At 34.8% G+C, this 22,373-nt stretch carries 22 protein-coding genes; 6 read left to right on the forward strand and 16 right to left on the reverse strand.

All coding sequences use genetic code 11. From position 1 onward, the window contains the following. Positions 1-16 precede the first annotated feature (16 nt). Genes ACZ1JT_RS10360 through pafA form a run of 4 tightly spaced genes read left to right on the forward strand, consistent with a single transcriptional unit; the run spans position 17 to position 4,670 of the window. Positions 17-1,639 carry a S8 family serine peptidase gene (locus tag ACZ1JT_RS10360; RefSeq protein WP_465093749.1) on the forward strand — a complete coding sequence of 541 codons (1,623 nt, stop codon included), beginning with the start codon at positions 17-19 and terminating at the stop codon, positions 1,637-1,639. Positions 1,640-1,652: 13 nt separating this feature from the next. Beyond that, positions 1,653-2,594: an NAD(P)H-dependent flavin oxidoreductase gene (locus ACZ1JT_RS10365; protein WP_465093750.1), complete on the forward strand. Its 942-nt coding sequence runs from the start codon at positions 1,653-1,655 to the stop codon at positions 2,592-2,594. Between the two features lie 19 nt (positions 2,595-2,613). Further along, positions 2,614-3,021 carry a hypothetical protein gene (locus ACZ1JT_RS10370; protein ID WP_465093751.1) on the forward strand — a complete coding sequence of 136 codons (408 nt, stop codon included), beginning with the start codon at positions 2,614-2,616 and terminating at the stop codon, positions 3,019-3,021. A gap of 38 nt (positions 3,022-3,059) precedes the next feature. Then, on the forward strand, positions 3,060-4,670 hold the full coding sequence (pafA, locus tag ACZ1JT_RS10375) for an alkaline phosphatase PafA (RefSeq protein WP_465093752.1): 1,611 nt from the start codon (positions 3,060-3,062) through the stop codon (positions 4,668-4,670). A 3-nt stretch (positions 4,671-4,673) separates the two neighbouring features. Here the strand turns inward: pafA and ACZ1JT_RS10380 are convergent, their stop codons facing one another. Both ACZ1JT_RS10380 and lysA read right to left on the reverse strand, forming a co-directional pair. Continuing rightward, complete coding sequence (locus ACZ1JT_RS10380) at positions 4,674-5,963, reverse strand: Ntn hydrolase family protein (RefSeq protein WP_465093753.1); 1,290 nt, start codon at positions 5,961-5,963, stop codon at positions 4,674-4,676. A gap of 157 nt (positions 5,964-6,120) precedes the next feature. Next, the gene (gene lysA / locus ACZ1JT_RS10385) at positions 6,121-7,326 is read right to left on the reverse strand and encodes a diaminopimelate decarboxylase (RefSeq protein ID WP_465093754.1); all 1,206 of its coding nucleotides are present in this window, start codon (positions 7,324-7,326) and stop codon (positions 6,121-6,123) included. A 202-nt stretch (positions 7,327-7,528) separates the two neighbouring features. On the opposite strand from lysA, the gene sucC reads away from it, so the two are divergent. Then, positions 7,529-8,722, forward strand: a complete 1,194-nt coding sequence (sucC, locus tag ACZ1JT_RS10390; RefSeq protein ID WP_465093755.1) for an ADP-forming succinate--CoA ligase subunit beta — start codon at positions 7,529-7,531, stop codon at positions 8,720-8,722. 62 nt (positions 8,723-8,784) lie between these two features. Here the strand turns inward: sucC and ACZ1JT_RS10395 are convergent, their stop codons facing one another. Then, the gene (locus ACZ1JT_RS10395; RefSeq protein ID WP_465093756.1) at positions 8,785-9,225 is read right to left on the reverse strand and encodes a DUF1456 family protein; all 441 of its coding nucleotides are present in this window, start codon (positions 9,223-9,225) and stop codon (positions 8,785-8,787) included. Between the two features lie 77 nt (positions 9,226-9,302). Between ACZ1JT_RS10395 and ACZ1JT_RS10400 the strand changes: the two genes are divergently transcribed. Continuing rightward, entirely contained in the window at positions 9,303-9,704 is a 402-nt protein-coding gene (locus tag ACZ1JT_RS10400) for an excinuclease ABC subunit B (RefSeq protein WP_465093757.1), read from the forward strand. Here ACZ1JT_RS10400 and uvrB read toward each other — a convergent pair. The 13 genes from uvrB to ACZ1JT_RS10465 form a co-directional block, all read right to left on the reverse strand. Beyond that, a complete protein-coding gene (gene uvrB, locus ACZ1JT_RS10405; protein ID WP_465093758.1) occupies positions 9,701-11,689 on the reverse strand; it encodes an excinuclease ABC subunit UvrB in 1,989 nt (662 codons plus the stop codon). The genes ACZ1JT_RS10400 and uvrB overlap by 4 nt on opposite strands. A gap of 54 nt (positions 11,690-11,743) precedes the next feature. Beyond that, positions 11,744-13,051, reverse strand: coding sequence for a DUF389 domain-containing protein (locus tag ACZ1JT_RS10410; RefSeq protein ID WP_465093759.1), 1,308 nt, complete (start codon positions 13,049-13,051; stop codon positions 11,744-11,746). Between the two features lie 88 nt (positions 13,052-13,139). After that, entirely contained in the window at positions 13,140-14,351 is a 1,212-nt protein-coding gene (locus tag ACZ1JT_RS10415) for a DUF3570 domain-containing protein (protein ID WP_465093760.1), read from the reverse strand. Between the two features lie 10 nt (positions 14,352-14,361). Next, entirely contained in the window at positions 14,362-14,568 is a 207-nt protein-coding gene (locus ACZ1JT_RS10420) for a DUF4266 domain-containing protein (protein WP_465093761.1), read from the reverse strand. 3 nt (positions 14,569-14,571) lie between these two features. Beyond that, positions 14,572-15,492 carry an FAD:protein FMN transferase gene (locus ACZ1JT_RS10425; RefSeq protein WP_465093762.1) on the reverse strand — a complete coding sequence of 307 codons (921 nt, stop codon included), beginning with the start codon at positions 15,490-15,492 and terminating at the stop codon, positions 14,572-14,574. A gap of 4 nt (positions 15,493-15,496) precedes the next feature. Next, complete coding sequence (locus ACZ1JT_RS10430) at positions 15,497-15,928, reverse strand: thioredoxin family protein (RefSeq protein ID WP_465093763.1); 432 nt, start codon at positions 15,926-15,928, stop codon at positions 15,497-15,499. Between the two features lie 71 nt (positions 15,929-15,999). After that, positions 16,000-16,662, reverse strand: a complete 663-nt coding sequence (locus tag ACZ1JT_RS10435) for a thiamine diphosphokinase (protein ID WP_465093764.1) — start codon at positions 16,660-16,662, stop codon at positions 16,000-16,002. A gap of 110 nt (positions 16,663-16,772) precedes the next feature. Beyond that, complete coding sequence (locus ACZ1JT_RS10440; RefSeq protein WP_465093765.1) at positions 16,773-18,995, reverse strand: NADP-dependent isocitrate dehydrogenase; 2,223 nt, start codon at positions 18,993-18,995, stop codon at positions 16,773-16,775. Between the two features lie 243 nt (positions 18,996-19,238). Then, positions 19,239-19,589: a 50S ribosomal protein L19 gene (rplS, locus tag ACZ1JT_RS10445; protein WP_465093766.1), complete on the reverse strand. Its 351-nt coding sequence runs from the start codon at positions 19,587-19,589 to the stop codon at positions 19,239-19,241. A 173-nt stretch (positions 19,590-19,762) separates the two neighbouring features. Beyond that, a complete protein-coding gene (gene trmD, locus ACZ1JT_RS10450) occupies positions 19,763-20,440 on the reverse strand; it encodes a tRNA (guanosine(37)-N1)-methyltransferase TrmD (RefSeq protein WP_465093767.1) in 678 nt (225 codons plus the stop codon). A gap of 123 nt (positions 20,441-20,563) precedes the next feature. Then, the gene (locus ACZ1JT_RS10455) at positions 20,564-21,010 is read right to left on the reverse strand and encodes a DUF1569 domain-containing protein (protein ID WP_465093768.1); all 447 of its coding nucleotides are present in this window, start codon (positions 21,008-21,010) and stop codon (positions 20,564-20,566) included. A 5-nt stretch (positions 21,011-21,015) separates the two neighbouring features. Beyond that, the gene (locus ACZ1JT_RS10460; protein ID WP_465093769.1) at positions 21,016-21,819 is read right to left on the reverse strand and encodes a class I SAM-dependent methyltransferase; all 804 of its coding nucleotides are present in this window, start codon (positions 21,817-21,819) and stop codon (positions 21,016-21,018) included. A gap of 2 nt (positions 21,820-21,821) precedes the next feature. After that, positions 21,822-22,280 carry a GNAT family N-acetyltransferase gene (locus ACZ1JT_RS10465; protein ID WP_465093770.1) on the reverse strand — a complete coding sequence of 153 codons (459 nt, stop codon included), beginning with the start codon at positions 22,278-22,280 and terminating at the stop codon, positions 21,822-21,824. Positions 22,281-22,373: the final 93 nt, after the last annotated feature.

The raw sequence follows: 22,373 nt of genomic DNA on the forward strand, positions 1-22,373 counted from the left end.
TTCCAAAAAAAGCAATATGAAAAAAAGGCTACTATTATTTGTGTTATTTTTCAGTGCGGTTTCTTTTTCTCAGGAAGATGCTTGGGTTTATTTTACCGATAAGCCAGATGCACAAAGCTACCTAGATAGCCCTTTAACGATGCTTAGTCAACGGGCTTTAGATAGGAGAGCAACTCAAGGTATTGCTTTAAGCGAGCAGGATGCTCCTATATTTCAAAATTATATAGACGCTGTTACTAACGCAACTGGAATTACTGTAAAATCAAAATCAAAGTGGCTTAATGCACTGCATGTAAGAGGTACGCAAACCGATATTCAAAATTTAGAAAACTTAGCGTTTGTAGATCATGTTTTCTTTGCTAATAGAAGTTTAAATCCTTTTGGGAAAAAGCCAAAAGAAAAACAAAAAGCCTATTCCAGCAATAAGTTTTTAGAAACACAGGTAAACTATAATTACGGAAGTTCGGCAACGCAAATACAAATGCTTAATGCGCATTATTTGCATCAACAAGATTATACTGGAAATGGTAAAGTTGTAGCTATTATGGACGCCGGTTTTCCGGGTGTAGATATTCAGCCGGCATTTCAAAGATTACGTGATAACAATCAAATACTTGGAGGTTACGATTTTGTGAATCGAAGTGTTGATTTTTACAATCCCTCATTGTTCGAGCATGGTACACAAGTGCTTTCGGATATGGGCGGATTTGTTGACGGACAGTTAGTGGGGACTGCTCCTGATGCAAAATATTATTTATTTGTAACCGAAGATATCAATAGTGAAAATCCGATTGAAGAAAGTAATTGGGTTGAAGCATTGGAAATGGCGGATAGTTTAGGTGTAGACGTAGTAAATACTTCCTTAGGATATTTTACTTATGATGAGCCTTCTTATAATTATACATATGCCGATTTAGACGGACAAACATCGTTTGCATCTCGAGCTGCCGATATAGCGTTTAATAAAGGAATGATTTGTGTTGTTTCTGCAGGTAATTCAGGAAGTTCTTCCAATCCTTATATTAGTGTTCCTGCCGATGCCGCAACGGTACTCACAGTAGGGGCTGTTAATAGTAGTGAAGTACGACCAAATTTTAGTTCAATAGGGCCAACGGCAGATGGGCGAATAAAACCCGATGTTATGGCTATGGGAGTTTCGGCCACCGTAGCAACAGAAACCGGAAGTATATCAGTAAATAGCGGTACATCATTTTCTTCGCCAATTATGGCTGGTGCTGTAACATCATTTTGGAGTGCGTTCCCTAATACAACCAATGCCGAAATTATACAGTTTGTTAAGGCTTCTGCCGACAGGTTTACGACTCCCGATAATAATTATGGCTACGGAATACCCGATTTTCAATTGGCATACAACAATGCTTTATTGTCTACTACAGATTTCGAAAACCAATCATTTAAAGTTTTTCCAAATCCGTTTCGCAATGGAATAACAATTTCATCAAAAGATTTTCTGGATAATGCTAATTTAGAATTGTTTACGAATTTAGGTCAGCGTATTTTTCAAACAAAGGTTGATGCAAATCATTATGTAGATTTGGATAATTTAGCGCCTGGAATGTATTTTTATAAAATTACGCTTAACAATACTTCTCAAACTGGAAAATTGATTAAGAAGTAGTGCTCAAATTAATATGAATAAAATAACAGAACTTTTTAATATTAAATACCCTATTGTTCAAGGGGGAATGATTTGGAATAGCGGCTATAAGTTAGCTAGTGCCGTTAGTAATGCTGGTGGTTTAGGGCTTATTGGTGCCGGTTCAATGTATCCAAATGTTTTACGTGAACATATTCAAAAATGTAAAGCAGCTACCGATAAACCTTTCGGAGTTAATGTACCCATGCTTTATCCCAACATCGAAGAAATTATGGATATCATAGTTGAAGAAGGGGTGAAGATTGTTTTTACTTCGGCTGGAAATCCTAAAACATGGACAGGTTTTCTTAAAGAAAAGGGAATTACTGTTGTACATGTAGTGAGTAGTTCTAAATTTGCATTAAAAGCTCAGGAAGCCGGTGTAGATGCCGTGGTTGCGGAAGGTTTTGAAGCTGGAGGACATAACGGACGTGAAGAAACTACAACTATGACTTTAATTCCAATGGTTCGTGAAAATATTACTATTCCGTTAATTGCGGCAGGAGGTATAGCTACTGGAAGAGGAATGTTGGCAGCTATGGTTTTAGGTGCTGATGGTGTTCAAGTGGGAAGTAGATTCGCTGCCTCGTTTGAAAGTTCTTCTCACGATAATTTTAAACAAACTATTGTAAGTGTAAAAGAAGGAGATACTCAGTTGACTTTAAAAGAATTGGCTCCGGTTCGTTTGATAAAGAATAAATTTTATAACGAAGTACAAGAATTGTATACAAAATGTCCAACACCAGAGGAATTAAAAACTCTTTTAGGAAGAGCGCGTGCTAAGCGTGGTATGTTTGAAGGTGATTTGGAAGATGGTGAATTAGAAATTGGTCAAATTGCCGGATTGATTCACGATGTAAAATCGGTTCAACAAATTGTGGAGGATATGGTATCCGAATTTGAAACAGCCAGTAAACAAGTGGCATCATTATTGTAAATTTTGAATTAAAAAAGCTATGAATTTCATAAAAAAAATCTGTTTTGTTTTTCTTTTGTTGCTAGGAATAACAGCTTCGGCTCAAACGTATCGTTTTGAAACAACGGGCGTAAGTATGAGTATTAAAAGTGCTAGAGGTGTTTGGAGCCAGTATACCGATTTTAAACCCGCTAAAGTGGTAGTGGTTTTAGATCCAACAAAAGATAGAATTGTAGTTTATTCGGAAGTAATTCAATTGTACACTATTTTAGGTTATGACGACCCAAAAACAAACGAAGAAGGTAGTATTGATAGCTTTCAATGTGTAAACAACGACGGCGAAAAATGTGTATTGGTTATTCGTACGGATAAAAAAAGCAAGCAAAAACAACTCTATATTAAAGAAGATAGTATGGTGTTGGTTTACAATATGAATTATGTTAAATAAAGTCCCGGTTTTCGGGATTTTTTATGTGAAAAAGTATAATGAAAAAAACGCTTCAACTTTTTGGCTTACTATTGTCAACAGCTGTAATGGCTCAAGAACGACCAAAATTAGTAATAGGAATTGTAGTGGATCAAATGAAAATGGAATATTTGTACCGTTTTTCTAATGATTTTTCCGAAAACGGATTTAAACGATTAATGCAAAACGGATTCACTTTTCATAACATGCATTATAATTATATGCCAACGTATACAGCACCAGGACATGCTTCTGTGTATACGGGTACAACGCCAGCAACACACGGAATAGTTGGCAACGAATGGTTTAGCAAAGCTGAAGGAAAAGAAGTGTATTGTACAGACGATGCTTCAGTTAAAACAATTGGAAATGGATCAGAAAGTGAAGGGAAAATGTCTCCAAGAAATCTTCAATCAACCACTATTACAGATGAATTACGTTTGGCAACTAATTTTAAAGGTAAAGTAATTGGAATTAGTTTAAAAGATCGTGGTGCAATTTTACCAGCGGGTCATTTTGCAAATAACGCGTATTGGTACAGTAAAACGGGTTCGTTTATTTCGAGTACGTATTATGCGGAACAACTACCAAATTGGGTTAACGATTTCAATAACGAAAAGAACTATTTGAAATACATAGCTCAAGGTTGGAATTTGTTAAAACCGAAAGAAGTTTATAACGAAAGCTTAAACGATAATAATCCCTACGAAGGTAAACTTTTTAAAAAAGCGCCTTTTTTTCCGTACAGTTTGAAAGAGATGTACGAATCTAACGATGCTGGAGTTTTACGTTCTACGCCATTTGGTAACAATCTTATTGCTGATTTTGCCATGCGTGCCATTGAAAAAGAAGAACTTGGCAAAGATGCAATTACCGATTTTCTTACGGTTAGTTTCTCATCAACCGATTATGTCGGACATTTACTTGGTCCGCGTTCAATAGAGTTGCAAGATACTTACTTGCGTTTGGATGAGACAATTGCTCAGTTTCTCGCTTTTTTAGATAAAAAAGTAGGGAAGAACAACTATTTAATTTTCTTAACTGCAGATCATGCCGGAGCTGAAAATGTAACCTTTTTAAAAGATAATAAATACGATGTAGATAACATTGTTTCGAATAACTTTTCAAATGCACTTCACGCGTTTTCAGAGAAAAGATATGGAGCCGATTTACTACTGAATTATTCTAACTTTAATTTGTTTTTCAATAAAGCGCTTATTAAAGAAAAAGGTTTGAATCTGAATACTGTTAAACAAGATTTTAAACAATTTTTATTAGAACAAAAAGCGATTAAAAATGTTTATACAGAAGAAGAAATTCAAAACGCTTCCGGAAACAACTATTATCTGAATTGTATTGCCAAAGGATACGATGCAACACAAAATGGCGAATTAATACTAGTTTTTAAACCAGGTTACGTCGAATATTCTGCCACAGGAACCACACACGGTTCACCTTATTCATATGATACTCATGTGCCATTACTTTTTTACGGATGGGAGATTAAAAAAGGTGAAAGTCATGATAAAAAAGTAATCCCACAAATAGCACCAACTTTAGCACAAATGCTTAAAATTCCATTTCCTAGTGGAACAGAAGCTCAGGTTTTAGATGAAGTTTTGAATAAATAAATTTTATAAAACATTATAAAGCTTCCAATACACAAAAAAAGAAATGAGCACGATATAGCTTATTGTGTTTGTAATTAAAATTGATTTTGTTAGTCTACTGAAAGTTTTTTTGTAAAAAGCTTCTATTGTAAGTCGGATTATAAAAATTAACGCAACTAATTGTAGAAAAGGATAATATGAAGTTATGGAAACCAAGTTGGAATAATAATCCTGATACGGGGCTTTCATATAAAAAATATTGATATGTGTGGATAAAACATACATATAGTAAAAAAGGACTATACCAATAGGTAAAAAGAACAGTATGTATTTGGCATACTGTTTTTTATTTCGAATGTATTGAATCGTAAAATAAAAAGCAGACAGTAGTGAAAGTAGTCCAATTCCAATTAGAACTAATCGTATCTTGTCATTGTTTTGAGGCGTTTGATACACACTCAGCTTCTCAAATTCTTCATTTTTCTGAAAAAGCATAGGGATTTCAAGAATATGATTCCCTTTTGCAAGCTCATCATGAATGTTAAATAGAACAGTTTCTTTATAGTTATGATAAAAATATAAATTAACAATGCCATCTTTTGGATTCCATATTGAAGTAAGTAAAGTGCCATCTCCGATTTTTTCTCTGCATACATGCATTGTATCGGATAAACGCGTGCAAAAGTCAAGTGACGTATCGGATTTGTCTTTTAAAAATGTAACACCATTGCTGTAACGCTTCAGTTGCATGGCTTTATTTTTGCTAGTTTCAGATGGACAAAAATTTGATAAAACATAGTTTGGATTATAACCAACAGTCATTAGATAAGGTTCTACTACCAAATATTTTCCTGATGGTTCAACATAAATAAAAACATCATCAAGAAAATAGCTATAGTCATATTGGCTGATAAACTTTTTAACTTCATCTATAGTTTTGCAATTGTGTAAGATATTCTTAAGATAGGCTGTAGGGTTTGTTATTTTCAACCGATTTTCAAATCCTGAAACCTCTTTTTTTGTAATGCTACTAGCTAATCTGGAAAAGCAAAGTCCGTGTTCATTCATACCAGACTGTGGCGCGAAACCATTTGTGCCATCAAAACGAGATCCCGTAAAAGCAGCACCATATCGATACGTTGTGTTTGCAGTTTCAAACCAAATTCGTGAAGTCGTTCGCCAAGCATCTTCATTACAACCTACAATGGTTTTTCCGTTTACAGTGACTTTGTACATACTGCATGAAAGAGCTTTTTGTGAGGAAAATAGTAAAACAAGCAGTAGTACACCTGAAAAAATTCTAAATTTCGTCATTGTTGTTTCTTTTAAGTTTGGCTGTATATATAAAACGATGTTGAACTTAAAATGTTACAGATGAATTTATTTTTTGAGGATATTCTAGCTAAATAGAAAACAGAAAAAAAGGCTTACCATTACTGATATGCCTTTATTGTTAAATTTGTTAGTGCTATTACAAATCAATTTCAATTTGATTTCTCAAAATATCTTCAAACGTTTCACGTTTACGAATTAATTGTGCTTTACCGTCTTTCCATAATACTTCTGCAGGTTTTACTCGTGAATTATAGTTGGACGACATTGAAAAACAATAGGCTCCCGCATTTCGAAAACTTAAAATATCACCTTCTTTAATTTCACTGATACGACGGTTGGTAGCAAAAGTGTCGGTTTCGCATATATAGCCAACCACCGAATAGAAACGTTCTTTTCCTTTTGGATGCGAAATGTTTTCGATGTAATGTTGTGAACCATAAAACATCGGTCGGATTAAATGGTTGAATCCGCTGTCAATTCCGGCAAAAACCGTTGAAGTTGTTTGTTTTACAACATTAACTTTCGCTAAAAAATAACCCGCTTCACTTACCAGAAATTTACCAGGTTCAAATGTCAAGGTTAATTCACGACCATATTCTTTCTCGAATGCCAAAAAACGTTTGGTTAGTTTTTTGCCTAGTTCTTCTACATTGGTTTCAATATCATCTTTTCTATAAGGTACTTTAAAACCACTTCCAAAATCGATAAAATCCAACTCTTTAAAATGAATTGCTGTGTCAAATAAAATTTCTGCAGCATATAAAAACACTTCGATGTCTAAGATATCCGAACCGGTATGCATGTGAATACCGTTGATGTGCATATTCGTGTTTTCTACAATTCGAAGTAAATGCGGCAGCTGGTGTATCGAAATTCCAAATTTACTGTCGATATGTCCAACGGAAATATTAGAATTTCCACCTGCCATGACATGAGGATTTATTCTAATACAAACTGGTGTTTTAGGGTGTTTTGCGCCAAATTGTTCTAAAATAGATAAATTATCAATATTGATTTGTACTCCTAAAGCGGCTACTTCTTCAATTTCATCCATTGAAACCCCATTAGGTGTATAGATAATTTTGTCAGGAGAAAATCCAGCATGAAGTCCGAGTTGAACTTCTTCTATAGATACAGTATCAAGCCCGGAACCCATCTTCTTCAGTAGCTTAAGAACAGATAGATTCGACAATGCCTTGACTGCATAATTGATACGCAGCTTTTCTACCTTGGAAAATGCATTGGTTAAACGATTAAACTGTGATTCGATTTTTGCGGCATCATACACATAAAGTGGACAGCCGAACTCTTCTGCTACTGAGAGTAATTGATTGGATTCCATGATTAAATTAATTTTTCGTAAAAATAACAAAGATTTATATTGGGAATATGCGAAATCGATAATTAAAACAAAATAAGATTTACAATTTAAAAGAACTACTTTTTCTAATGAATAATCGTTATTTTAAAACAAAAAACATTAGGCACATTCAATATACTTTGTTATTTTTGTGACACTTTTTATTTAAAGAAACACATCTATTATGAACTTACACGAGTATCAAGGAAAACAGATATTAGCAAGCTACGGAGTACGTATTCAACGTGGTTATGTAGCAAACAATGCTGAAGAAGCAGTTGCTAAAGCAAAACAATTAACAGCAGAAACCGGAACAGGTTGGCATGTAATTAAAGCTCAAATTCATGCTGGTGGGCGTGGAAAAGGTGGCGGTGTAAAATTAGCAAAGAACTTAGATCAAGTTCAGGAAATTGCTGGTCAAATCATCGGTATGGACTTAATTACACCTCAAACTCCTCCAACTGGAAAAAGAGTACATAAAGTTTTAGTTGCTGAAGATGTTTACTATCCAGGTGAAAGTGAAACAAAAGAGTTTTATATGTCGGTTTTATTAAACCGTGGTAAAGGTCGTAATATGATTATGTATTCTACTGAAGGTGGAATGGATATTGAAGAAGTAGCTGAGCATACGCCACATTTAATTTTTACTGAAGAAATCGATCCTGCTGTAGGATTGCAAGGTTTCCAAGCAAGAAGAATTGCTTTCAACTTAGGGTTATCTGGTGAAGCATTCAAAGAAATGGTGAAATTTGTTGACGCTTTATATAAAGCTTATATCGGTTCTGATTCGTCTATGTTTGAAATCAACCCTGTGTTGAAAACATCAGACAACAAAATCATGGCTGTAGATGCTAAAGTTACGTTAGATGACAATGCATTATACCGTCATACAGATTTAGCTGAAATGCGTGATATTTCGGAAGAGCGTCCAATTGAAGTTGAAGCTAAAGAAGCTGGGTTAAACTATGTAGATCTTGATGGTACAGTTGGATGTATGGTTAACGGAGCTGGTTTAGCAATGGCTACTATGGATTTAATTAAGTATGCAGGTTACGAGCCGGCTAACTTCTTAGATGTGGGAGGAACAGCTGATGCAAAACGTGTGGAAACTGCTTTCCGTATTATCTTGAAAGATCCAAACGTAAAAGCAATTTTAATCAACATTTTTGGGGGTATCGTTCGTTGTGACCGTGTAGCTCAAGGTGTTGTTGATGCCTACAAAAATATGGGTGATGCTATTAAAGTTCCAATTATTGTTCGTTTACAAGGAACTAATGCAGAAATCGCTAAAGAATTAATCGATAATTCAGGAATGCCAATTTTATCAGCAGTTCAATTCCAAGAAGCTGCAGATCAAGTAAAAGCGGCTTTATCTTAATAATAAAGATTATCATATAAAAAAATCCCGAGTTTAACTCGGGATTTTTTTATTTTAATAAGTTATTCTTTTTTCTTACCGTTTTTAAATTTTACAGGCTGAACAATAGGTTCTTTTTTAGGAACGGGCTTAAATTTTCCTTTTAGAGCTGGTCTTTTCGATTCCGTTTTTGCCTTTGGTTTTTCATTTGAAAATGTAGGCTTTGTAGGTTCTTTTTTTTCTGAAACATTTTTAGATTCATCCGCTTTATGTTTCTGAATAACATCCATTGGATTTTTAGGATTTTCTTTAGTTCCACGCAAATGGATTACCAAACCATTTAGAAAATTACGCAAAACCTGATCGCCACATTCCATATATTTTGGATGTTCTTCATTTCTGAAAAAATTACCTATTTCGCCTTTCGAAATTCTGAAATCAACCAATTCTAAAATCTCTACAATTTGATCGTCTCTAAGTTGTAAGGCAACACGTAGTTTTTTGAAAATATCGTTGTTAGTCATAATTCATTTTATATTTAAGCAAAGATACTGTTTTCAGAAATGAGAATTTAATTTTAAATTAGCCAAAATTTCAATAGATGGATACTTATAAAGAAAAAATTAGTCTACTGTCCGAAATGATTGCATTTGCAATTGTTGATGGAGAATTGCATGATCGCGAATATGATTTTCTTTGGATAGTAGCACAAGAACTTGAAATAGAAAAAAATGTTTTCATGGAATTATTTTCCAAAAGAGACAAAACTCAAGTCATAAAAGACGAGCATAACAGAATTATGCAGTTTTACAGATTGGCTTTATTGATGCACTGTGATGGTGTAATGCACGATAGAGAAATAAAAGCAATTAACGAGATTGGTATTAACATGGGATTAAATCCTATGGGTATAAAGAAAACTTTAAAAGCCATGCAAAGTTCACCAAGCCGAATGGTTGAACCCGAATTTTTACTATGTGCTTTTATGGAGCAGCATAATTAAATTTTATCCTGTAGTACTTTTATTTCGTCACGTAATTTAGCTGCTTGCATGAAATCTAAGTCTTTAGCTGCTTTTTCCATAGCTTTTCTGAGCTCTCTGATTTTCTTTTCAATTTCAGGTTTTGAAAGATACAGGCTTTCTGGTTCCGCAGCTTTTAGTATTTGATTTTCATAATACTGTGTTGAAACAGAATTGCCTGCCAATGCATTTCCTAAACTTTTATTTAAAGCTTTTGGAACAACACCGTTTTTCGTATTAAAATCGATTTGTTTTTCTCTTCTGTAATTGGTTTCATCTATGGTTTTCTGCATTGAAGCCGTTATTTTATCGGCATACATAATGGCTTTACCATTTACATTTCGTGCAGCACGTCCCACAGTTTGTGTTAAGGAACGATGACTTCTTAAGAAACCTTCTTTGTCGGCATCTAATATGGCTACTAATGATACTTCGGGTAAATCTAAACCTTCACGAAGTAAGTTTACTCCAATAAGAACATCAAATATTCCTTTACGTAAATCTTGCATGATTTCTACACGCTCTAAGGTATCCACATCACTATGAATATAACGGCATCGGATGGCTACTTTTGTTAAATATTTTGTCAGTTCCTCTGCCATACGCTTAGTAAGAGTTGTAACCAGTACTCTTTCATCGGCTTCACAACGTTGTTGAATCTCTTCAATTAAATCATCAATCTGATTTAAACTTGGTCGAATTTCAATTATTGGATCCAGTAAACCTGTTGGGCGAATGACTTGTTCTACATAGATTCCTTCCGATTTTTGCAATTCGTAATCCGCGGGAGTTGCCGAAACATATATTACCTGATTTTGTAAGCTTTCGAATTCTTCAAATTTAAGCGGACGATTATCCATTGCAGCCGGTAATCGGAATCCGTATTCAACTAAGTTTTCTTTACGACTTCTATCTCCTCCATACATTGCATGGACCTGCGAAATGGTAACATGACTTTCGTCTACTACCATTAAATAATCATCTGGAAAATAGTCCAATAAACAGAACGGACGTGTTCCAGGCTGCCTACCATCTAAATAACGCGAGTAATTTTCTATTCCGGAGCAATATCCCAATTCTCGAATCATTTCCAAATCGAAGTTTGTGCGTTCTTCCAAACGTTTGGCTTCGAGATGTTTTCCTATTTCTTTGAAATAATCAACTTGTTTTACCAAATCTTGCTGTATTTCCCAAATGGCATTTTGTAATACATCGGGAGAAGTTACAAACATGTTGGCAGGGTAGATGTTCAGTTTTTCGTATTTTTCAATAACCTGAGCGGTTTTAGCATCAAAAGCTTCAATTTCTTCGATATCATCGCCAAAAAAATGTATGCGGAACGGTTCATCTGCATAACTTGGAAAAACTTCAACAGTATCCCCTTTAATTCGGAATGAACCTGGAGTAAATTCAGCTTCAGTTCTGGAATATAAACTTTGTACTAAACGGTGTAATAATTTTGTTCTTGAGATGGTTTGATCGCGTTCTATAGAAATTACATTTTTTTGAAATTCTACAGGATTTCCAATACCATATAAACACGATACTGAGGCAACAACTAAAACATCTCTTCGGCCAGAAAGTAGGGCAGAAGTTGTACTCAAACGAAGTTTTTCGAGTTCGTCATTGATAGATAAATCTTTTTCAATATACGTTCCGGTTACGGGTATGAAAGCTTCGGGTTGATAATAGTCGTAATACGATACGAAATACTGAACCGAATTATTTGGAAAAAATTGTTTAAACTCCGAGTACAACTGTGCAGCCAAAGTTTTATTGTGTGCCAATACCAATGTAGGCTTTTGTACTTCCTGAATTACATTGGCAACCGTAAAAGTTTTTCCCGAACCTGTTACACCCAGTAGAGTTTGATATTTCTCCTCATTGATAATTCCTTTAGCTAATTTGTCTATAGCTTGGGGCTGATCACCCATGGGTTTGTAATCGGATACGACTTGAAATTTCATGATAAAGAAAAAGGATTATACTGTTTTTTCACAGGTTTTGCAAAGGTAAAAAGATTATTCGGTTTCCTTTTTTTCGAAGAATACTTTAATCGAATTCGAATTTAATCGGTAACGTAACCATTCTTTAATTTTTGATTTTTCTTCCGATGAGATTTCAGTTTTACATTCAAAAGAAACGATTTTGAATGTTGTTGTACTGTCTTTTATCGAAAACGATTCCGATGTAGCATAGGAACATTCAGTTAATGAAGGGAAAATAGGGTTTATTTCTTTTAATAAAACGCTACTGAAGCGTTTTAAACTGTCGTTTGTTTGCTGGTTGGTATTGATAATTGCTTTTAAGCGATTTATTTCACTTTGCATTTTGTCGCTTTTATCCTGAATATTAGTGTTGCTGCTAAAGGTTAGTGCTTTTTGGAAAATAATATTGGTACTGTCAATATCAAAATCGGCTGCTTTTTGGTAAACTTTCTCCTGATATTTTTTATCTAACGACTTTCCTGCAAATCCTAAAGTTATCTGTTTTTTGTTTGCATCAATTTTACTTTTAATAAGATAGTTGTCTTCAAAAACATTAATGCTTTCAATGAATTTTTTCGAGCGTTCGGTAAACTTTTCATTTTGTACCAATCCGTATCCAAAATAAATGCTAGGGGCAATTGTTATAAAAATGATGAAAGAAACCCAATTGTTTACACGTGTTTTTTTCTTTTCATCGATAATGGTTCTGTTCGGAAATTTTAAAAGCTTGCACACCAAAACTGAAGAGAGCGCAATGAAAACGGTATTTATAGTAAAAAGATAAAAAGCACCAGAGAAATAACTTAGGTTACCGGAAGACAATCCATAACCAGCAGTACAAAGCGGTGGCATTAAGGCCGTGGCAATTGCTACTCCGGGAATAACATTCCCTTTTTGCTTGCTACTAATGGCTACAATACCGGCAAGTCCACCAAAAAAAGCAATTAAAACGTCATAGATTGTCGGACTGGTTCTGGCTAATAATTCGGAATGCGCAGTGGCAACCGGACTGATGGCAAAGTATAAGGTAGAAGCAATTAAACTGGCAATAACGGCAAAACCAAAGTTTTTTAAGGCTTTTTGGAACATGTAAAAATCGTATGTTGCAATGCTGTAGCCCATACCGTTAATTGGTCCCATTAATGGGGAAATTAACATGGCACCTATAATTACGGCTGTTGAATTCATGTTTAATCCAATGGAAGCAACAAAAATAGCAAATACTAAAATCCACAGATTGGTTCCTTTGAAGGTGATATCTTTTTCAATCTTTTCGTGAATAAGATCAAAATTATCCACTTCACTATCCAGATTTAAGTAATCAAGAATTTTTTTAATCATAGTTGGTAATCTTTTTTTTAAAGATATGAAAAATCAGGCTAAGTAAGAATTTATCACTTAGCCTGATGGATATTTAGGGTTTGTTCGATTATTTAAAACGCGCTGCGAGTGTTAAAATATGTGAGTCTAAACCGTTATTTCGAGTATAATAGCCGTATCGTATTTCAAGACTATTCATTCGTTTTATGTGGAAAATTCCTTTATCGGAATCAATAACTTTATAACTTGCTCCAATCATGTGACTGCTAAATTTAGACAAATCGTAGTCACTAGTGTAGTATTCTTCGGCTAAACCGTGAAGTGCAATTGGTTGAAAGTATTTTGCTGCCGTTTGGGTATAGAAACGATAAGGCAATGAAATCGATGAAAATGCCGAAAGCTTATAACTTGGTTCCAAACTGATTGTGTGGGAACTAATATTCCAGTCATCCCAATAATAACGGTAAAAGGCTCTTAAAACAATATTGTCTCCCAAGAAATAGTTAGCTCTCATACCAACAGGTAATTTAAATCGAGTGTCAGGTAATTTCTCAGATTTTACAGTAGCTAAATCATTGAAATATACACGGTTGAATTTGGTAGCCAGCATACCTTGTTGGTATCCAATATCCGACAAAATTGCGATTTGGAAATTTTTAGTCATTACCTGCGAAAATGTTAATCCGAGGTTATAAGATGTCCGAGGTTTTAAATCACCTTGTTTGGCTTCGTTATCTGAAGGGGTGGCACGTAATTCTACCGGTAAAATAATTTTCCAGGTATCGAAGAATGCCATTCCTTTAACTGAAAATTCTCTATTGTGATCTTTTGAAATTTTAGTAAACCCAACATTTCCACCAACAGAAGTATAATCAAATTCTGTTGAAAATGAAAGTCCTCCGTTAAGGATGTAGTTCTTTTCTTCATTCTGGTAACTGTAATTGGCTGACGGATATACACGTACATCTTGGTACGAAGCAGAAGAAACAGTACTTGGATCAATTTTATCCGATGATGCCGAGGTATAAGCATCAACACCCAATTCAAAATTGATGTTGTGTTTGTTGTTGTTTTTATCTCTTCTTGAAACTTTTAATTCAAAAGTAGTGGCTACATCCGTAAGTTTTTCTGTTCCTTTTCCACCAGTTACGGCAGAATTGTTTCCGTCTTGACTATAATAACTGGATATGAAGTTTACTTCTTCAATTTTTAGCTTTTGTTTTTTATAAGCTGAACTGTCTGAAGAATTGGTGTTTTGTGCTTTTAAATTATTTCCAAAGAAAAAAGCCAGTAGCGATGCGGTAATGAGTCTCTTTTTCATCTATAGCCAATTAATTACAGCCGCAGCCTCCACCTGTTTTTCCTCCGTTAGCACCCGAACTACCTTCGCGATACAGTTGAAAAGTGTTTTCGAATTTTTCTGTTTTTTTTGCAGCTAATTCCATTTCGGAATCGTTAATTTTTGACTTTTGATACTCTTTAACCGATTTGCAGCTGAAACTTAAAGTTAACAGCAAACAACAAATTAAATATTTCATAGTTTACGTAAGTTTAATGTTTTTAGAAAAATATTTAGCATCATTATCATCAATAATAATACAGCCAATGGTTTTGAGTTGGTTGATAAAATCCAATCCTACTTCTATCCCCATTACCGTAACAGGTGTGGCCAAAGCATCTGCAATTTCTGCATTTTCCGCAATTATAGTCACACTTTTAATACCGCTTACTGGGAACCCCGTTTTTGGATCTATAGTGTGTGAATATTTTTTTCCTTTTATCATAACAAACTTTTCATAGTTTCCAGATGTTGCCACAGCGGTATTGGTAATTTGTAAAGCAGAAAAAATGTCATCTTTCAAGTTTGGGTTTGCAATACCAATTGTCCAAGGTTTTCCGTTTTCTTGAAAGCCCCAAGCCGATAAATCTCCAGACGCATTCACAATTCCACTTTCTACGCCATTTTGAATCAAAACTTTTTTTGCCATTTCTGCCGCATATCCTTTCCCTATTCCACCAAAACCAACGCGCATGCCTTTGTTTTTTAAGAAAACAGTTTTTCCGATATCGTCCAAAATAATGTTTTCGTAATTGATAAGAGCGACTGTTTTTTTTGCGGTTTCAGCATCGGGAAGCGATGTCATGTTTAAATCGAAATTCCAAAAACGTTTGTCTAAACTTCCGTAACTGATATCAAAAGCACCCTGGGTTATCTTCGAAATAAATTGACATCGTTTAATCAATTGAAAAACTTCATCAGTAACTTTTACCGGTTTAATGCCAGCATTTTCGTTAATTTTATAAGTTACACTATCGGTAGAAAAGGTAGTTAAAAGACGCTCAATTCGTTTGATTTCTTCAATAGCTAAATCGATTTTTTCAACGCACCACTGCTCGTTTGGTCCGAGAACTGATAACTCAAACCGATTTCCCATTAATTTTTCAACTCTTTTGTGGAGCATTAATCTAAAGCTTTAATTTTGCTATAAATTCTTCTAAAGTTTCCGAAGGGAGTTGTTCCCATTTTTTGAGTATGCTGCCATCTGATTTTAAAAGCAGAATCATCGGAAAAAATCCTTTTGAGTTATATTTTTCGGCTAATTTTTCATTTTGCGAAATCAAAGTATCATCCAGTTTGTTCTTTTTCAGTCTTGGAAAATCAGCATTGTATACAATTAAGTTTTCATCGCTAAATGATTTGAAAGCATCGGATTCGACAAAGTGCTTTTTAAATTTAACACAAGGCGCACACCAATCGGATCCTGAAAAATAGAGCAGAACATTTTTTTGTTCGGTTTTGGCTTTTTCAAGCGATTCTTCAAAATTTAATAGTTTCGTTTCTTGAGCAAATAGTACTGTGGAAAAGAAAAAGGTAAGGATTGCGACTTTCAGTTTCATATCAATTTATGTTTTGAAAAAAAATCAATTCTAAAATAAAGATAGGTGTAAAATTATTTTTAAGCTTTAAATTAATCTAAAGATTCGATTAAAATCAAGTCTCCTTTCTCGTGATTGATGGTAACTATTCCGTCTTCGGTTACATGATTGCTGCTTCCGGTTCGATAGCCGATTTTTAGTGAATCGCCTTGTAACGGGTAAAATAAATTTTCAGAATAAATTCCATGCACATCACCAATTGGTATTAACGAGATGATGCTGTCTTTAGTATACCATTTTTGAAAATGATTAGGCAATAGGAAAATCCTAGAATGATCGTCTAACACTACAATTTTAAGTAGGTTTCGATACCTTACGATATTGGTAATGTTGGTGATTGTGTGATCGGCTCTTTTTCCAGTGGCCCAGACCACATTGACGGCTTTATGACCACGCTCTATTAAAAAATCGAAAGCTTTCTCCAAATCGGTTTTGTTTTGATCAGGAGTGTGAATTATTTCTAATGGATATTGTTTTTCGAGGTACTCGTTCGGATTGAAATCTCTATCGAAATCACCTAATAAGACATCAACTTTTATTTCCAGATCGACAACGCGTTTCATTGCAGAATCTAAAACCACAACAAATGGTGACCATTCTAAGAGTTGCCCTAACAATTCAGGATTACACTCTGCTCCGTTGGCAATAATTAAAGCTGGTTCTTGATCGTCCCGAACAATGTGGTGAGATGACATAACTTGAGTAGTAATTTATTAAGTGTTAGTGTAAAGATAAGGATTGCTAAAATATATGAAAGCAAAAAGACGACTCTTTCGAATCGTCTTTTCATACTATATAAATTGGATTAAACTAATTTTGCTAATGTAGCATTTAAAGTACTGCTAGGGCGCATAGCTTTATTGGTAAGCTCGTTAGACGGTTGGTAATACCCTCCAATGTTTTGAGGTTTGCCTTGAGCACCAATTAATTCGGAATTGATTGTAGCTTCATTGGCAGTCAATTCGGTAGCAATTGGACTAAATTTAGCTTGTAATTCAGCATCTTTAGTTTGGTTTGCTAAAGCTTGAGCCCAATATAAAGCTAGATAGAAGTGAGAACCTCTGTTGTCGATTTCTCCAACTTTACGTGCAGGAGATTTATCTGTAGCCAAGAATTTCGCATTTGCTTCGTCTAAAGTATCAGCTAAAACTTGTGCTTTCGGATTGTTTTGTGTTTGTGCCAAATGCTCCAAAGAAGCTTGTAATGCTAAAAATTCACCTAGAGAATCCCAGCGCAAATACCCTTCTTCTACAAATTGCTCTACGTGTTTTGGAGCAGAACCACCCGCACCGGTTTCGAACAATCCACCACCGTTCATTAATGGAACAATAGATAACATTTTAGCCGAAGTTCCTAACTCTAGAATAGGGAACAAGTCAGTTAAATAATCACGTAATACGTTTCCTGAAACTGAGATAGTATCTTTTCCTTCGCGGATTCTTCGTAAGGTTTCTGTCATTGCATCTTTCACGTCCATGATGCGAATGTCAAGACCTGTAGTATCGAAATCTTTCAAGTATTTCTCTACTTTTTTGATGATTTCTCTATCGTGTGCTCTGTCTTTATCTAACCAGAAAATAGCTGGCGTATCCGATAAACGGGCTCTTGTAACAGCCAATTTAACCCAATCTTGAATAGGAGCATCTTTAGTTTGACACATTCTGAAAATGTCACCTGCTTCTACTTTTTGAGATAATAAAACGTTTCCGTTTTCGTCTTCCACATTTACACTTCCTGTTGCTGTTATTTGGAATGTTTTATCGTGCGAACCGTATTCTTCCGCTTTTTGTGCCATTAAACCAACGTTAGGTACAGAACCCATCGTTTTTGGATCTAAAGCACCATTTTTTCTCATATCGTCGATAACCGCTTGGTAGAAACCAGCATACGAGCGATCTGGAATAATACAGATGGTATCTTCTTCTTTTCCTTCTTTGTTCCACATTTTACCGCCACTACGTGCCAAAGCAGCCATAGATGCATCTACGATAATGTCTGATGGAACGTGGAAGTTAGTAATACCTTTGTCTGAGTTTACCATGGCTACACGAGGTCCGTTAGCTAAAGCGCTGTCGATTGCTGCTTTCACTTCAGCTTCTTGAGCATTTCCAGCTAATTTCTCGAATAGATCCTGTAAGCCGTTATTCGCATTAATATCTAGTGATTTGAATAAATCGGCATATTTTGTGAATACATCTTTGAAGAAAGTTTCAACAATAGCTCCGAAGATAATTGGGTCGGAAACTTTCATCATTGTAGCTTTCAAGTGTGCAGAAAGTAAAACGTTTTTCTCTTTCGCTTCAGCAATTGCAATTTCAACAAACTTTTTTAAAGCATTTAAGTTCATTACTGAGCTGTCAATTACTTCACCAGCTTTTAGGTTTGAATAGTCTTTTAAAACTTTAGTAGAACCATCATTTCCGGCGAAAACAATTCTAAATTTACCATCGTTAGCAATTGTAGTTGAGGTTTCCGTTCCGTAGAAATCACCTGCAGTCATATGCGCTACGTTAGTTTTGCTGTCTGAAGTCCAAGTGCCCATTCTGTGCGGGTTCTCTTTAGCATAGTTTTTAACAGCTTTTGGAGCACGACGGTCTGAATTTCCTTCACGTAAAACTGGGTTTACCGCAGAACCTAATACTTTTCCGTATTTTGTTTTGATGTTTTTCTCATCCTCGGTTTGTGGTTCTTCCGGATAGTTAGGAATTGCAAAGCCGTGTGATTGCAGCTCGGTGATTGCTTCTTTTAATTGGATAACTGAAGCCGAGATATTTGGTAATTTAATGATGTTTGCTTCTGGAGTTGTTGCCAACTGACCTAGTTCTGCAAGTGCATCAGCAATTTTTTGATCTTCTTTTAAAAATTCAGGGAAGTTAGCTAAAATACGTCCTGCTAACGAAATATCGCGTAATTCGATATCAATGTTTGCGGGAGCAGTAAAAGCTTGTACAATGGGTAAGAACGAATGAGTAGCTAACATTGGAGCTTCATCTGTCAAGGTGTAATGAATTTTTGATTTTTGTGCCATTGGGTTGAATTTTAAATCTATCGTTGTGTTTTTTTATGTTTGAATATAATTGCTTGAAAAAGCGTAGCAAATATAAGGAAATCAGACCAAAAAAGTATGGGTGTTTTTATCGGAATTGAACGAATTATCAGATTGTTATTATGAAGGTTTTAATTTATCAAAATGATAATTTTCGATTTGTTTTTTTGCATAAAAAAAGCCCCGAGATTATCGGAGCTAATTTTATAAATGTCGGAAAGTTGATTATCTTCTTCTTTCTTTGATTTTTGCTTTTTTACCAGTAAGTTCTCTGAAGTAGAAGATACGAGCTCTACGAACTTTACCTCTTTGGTTAACTTCAATTTTTTGTAAAGCTGGCATGTTGATAGGGAAGATACGCTCTACACCTACAGCACCTGACATTTTACGGATTGTGAAGGTTTCAGTAACACCAGCACCTCTTTTTTGGATAACAACTCCTTTGAAGAACTGAGTACGAGTTTTTTCACCCTCTTTAATTTCGTAGTATACAGTGATAGTATCACCTGCGTTGAATTCTGGAAAATCTTTTTTCGCTACGAATTCGTCTTGAACAAATTGTAATAAATTCGACATGATTTATTAATTTAAACTATTGAATCAGAACAACATACACGTCTTTCGTCAGAGGTTGATCTAAATGTGGCTGCAAATTTAATAAATATTTTGAATTTTAAATTATAAATTTTGAATTATTACACGATTTTCAATTCATTTAAAATTTATAATTCATCATTTAGAATAAAAAATCAATCCTCCAACAAATCGGGTCTACGGTTTTTGGTGTGTTCGTAAGCCATATTTTCTCTCCATTTTTCAATTTCTGCAAAGTTCCCACTTAAGAGTACATCTGGGACTTTATGACCGTTGTATTCTGCCGGTCGTGTGTAAATAGGAGGAGAGAGTAAATTGTCTTGGAAACTATCGGTTAAGGCAGAGGTTTCATTGCTTAAAACTCCGGGGATCAATCTAATAATAGCGTCGCATAAAACGGCAGCACCCAATTCACCACCCGACAACACATAGTCACCTATTGATATTTCTTTGGTTATGAATAAATCACGAACACGTTGGTCTACACCTTTATAATGACCACAAAGCATAATGATGTTTTTTAACAACGACATTGAATTGGCCATTTTTTGGTTTAAGGTTTCGCCATCTGGAGTCATATAGATTACTTCGTCGTACTCGCGTTCATTTTTCAATTTCTCAATACAAGCCGCTATAGGTTCAATACTCATAACCATACCGGCACCACCACCAAATTGATAATCATCTACGTTTTTATGTTTATTAGTGCTGTAATCGCGAAGGTTATGCATGTGAACTTCTACTAAACCTTTGGCTATAGCTCTTTTTAAGATTGAAGCTTCAAATGGACTACGGATTAATTCAGGTAAAACGGTAATGATATCGATGCGCATGGTTTTGTTGTTTGCAAAGCGCAAAGGTAAGAGTTTTGAGGGAAAAGTTAAGAGGGAAAAGAGAAAAGGGAAAAGGCTTTGAACTTCCTTATCCCTTTTTGCTTATTTACTTATAACTAAAAATCAAACTCCAAACTGTCTTAAATGGTGATCTAAATGTTTCCATTGTAATGTGTCCCACTCTTTTGCAGTCATTGTTCCAAAAAAAGGATGCTTGTATGATTTAATTACTTCGGTTCCTTTACTAAATTTTTTTACTTTTTCAATTAGTTCAGATTTTGTAGTTTCAAAATCATATGTACCTGTTCGAATGAAAGCTGGTGCAGTCGGGCTGTCTTTTTTAAAACGTGGTGAGTTAATTATTTTGTTTTTCATCATTCTGCCCAATAGAGCAATAATCGGATTGGCTTTCAGTTGAAGATCCCCATAAGCAACATCAAATGGAGCAATGCAATGTGACATCATTTGGTCAACGGTCATTTTTCCCCATTCCGAAAGTGTAGTAGGTTCTAATTTGTTAATTCGTTCTACAATGTTTTGATTACCTTCTTGTGTAAATAAACTTTCCATACGAGTTACGGTTTTTTAATTGCGGTTAAGGAGTACACCATTGGAATTTTATTTCCTATATGTTGAACTCTAAATTTATTTGGTTCAAATTCTTCGGTATTGTTGAAGCAATTATATGGGGAATAGTCGAATTCTTCAAAAGTTTTAATTTCTAAATTGTTGTTTATCAATGAAGAGAAAACTTCTGAAAGCGGATGATTCCAACTTACAGTTTTATTGGTAATTGCTGCTTGTTTATCTGCATAAGTTCCTTCTTCAGTTTCAATGATGGCTTCAGAATTGAAATAATTGTATTCTATTTTTTTGAAATCATAATCGAACATCCAAACTACAGGGTGAAATTCAGCAAAAACCAATTTACCGTTCGGTTTTAAAAAATGAGCGATTACGTTAGCCCATTGGTTTAAATCGGGTAGCCAGCCAATAGTACCATAGCTTGTAAAAACAATGTCGAACGTTTCATTTAAATGGTTGGGTAAATCGTACACATCCGAACAAATAAATTTTGCATTGGCCTGTAGTTGATTCGCTAGTTCTGTTGCTTTATTGATTGCAATATCCGATAAATCCACGCCGGTTGTAATAGCTCCCATTCGAGCTAACGAGATAGTGTCCTGCCCGAAATGACATTGCAAGTGTAAAATTTTCTTGCCTTCAATATTGCCTAAAAGCGAAAGTTCAATAGGATTTAAAGTCGATTTTCCATTCATGAAACTTTCCATGTTGTAAAACTCAGACTGGATATGAACTTCTGTTTTTTTATTCCACGAGGCTTTATTGATTTCGAGATAGTCTTTTGGTGTTTCCATGGTTATAAATATAATTCCATTTGAATATCAGCACGATGATAGTCGGTTTCGTCCAAAGGTACTTCTTTAAAATTGTATTTTTTATATAAGTTTAATGCTGTGCTAAGCTTTGTGCTCGATACCAACATTACTGTTTTGTATGAATTGGATTTAGCGAAATCAATACAAGCTTCAACCAATAAATTTCCCAATTTTTTTCCTTGGTACTTTTTATCGACAGCGAGTTTGGCCATTTCAATAACGGAATCGTTTACTTTTTGCAACGCAACAGTTCCCGCAACCTCGTTATTTAATAAGCAAAAGAAAATTTGTCCGCCGGGTTTTAAAATCACCTCTTCAATGTTTTCAAATACCTCTATATCGTGTTGCTCAACAAAAAAATATTCTTCAAGCCAAGCTTTGTTTAAATCGATAAATTGCTGTTTGTATTTTGGTTGATACGTTATTATTTTTGGTTCCATTGATGATTGTATGTCGATAACAAATTTAAACAGATTCCTTTTTACTTCTGTAGACTTGTCTATTATTTATGAAAGTTTTTACATTTAATATTC

The sequence above is a fragment of the Flavobacterium sp. IC2-16 genome (genome assembly GCF_055521455.1).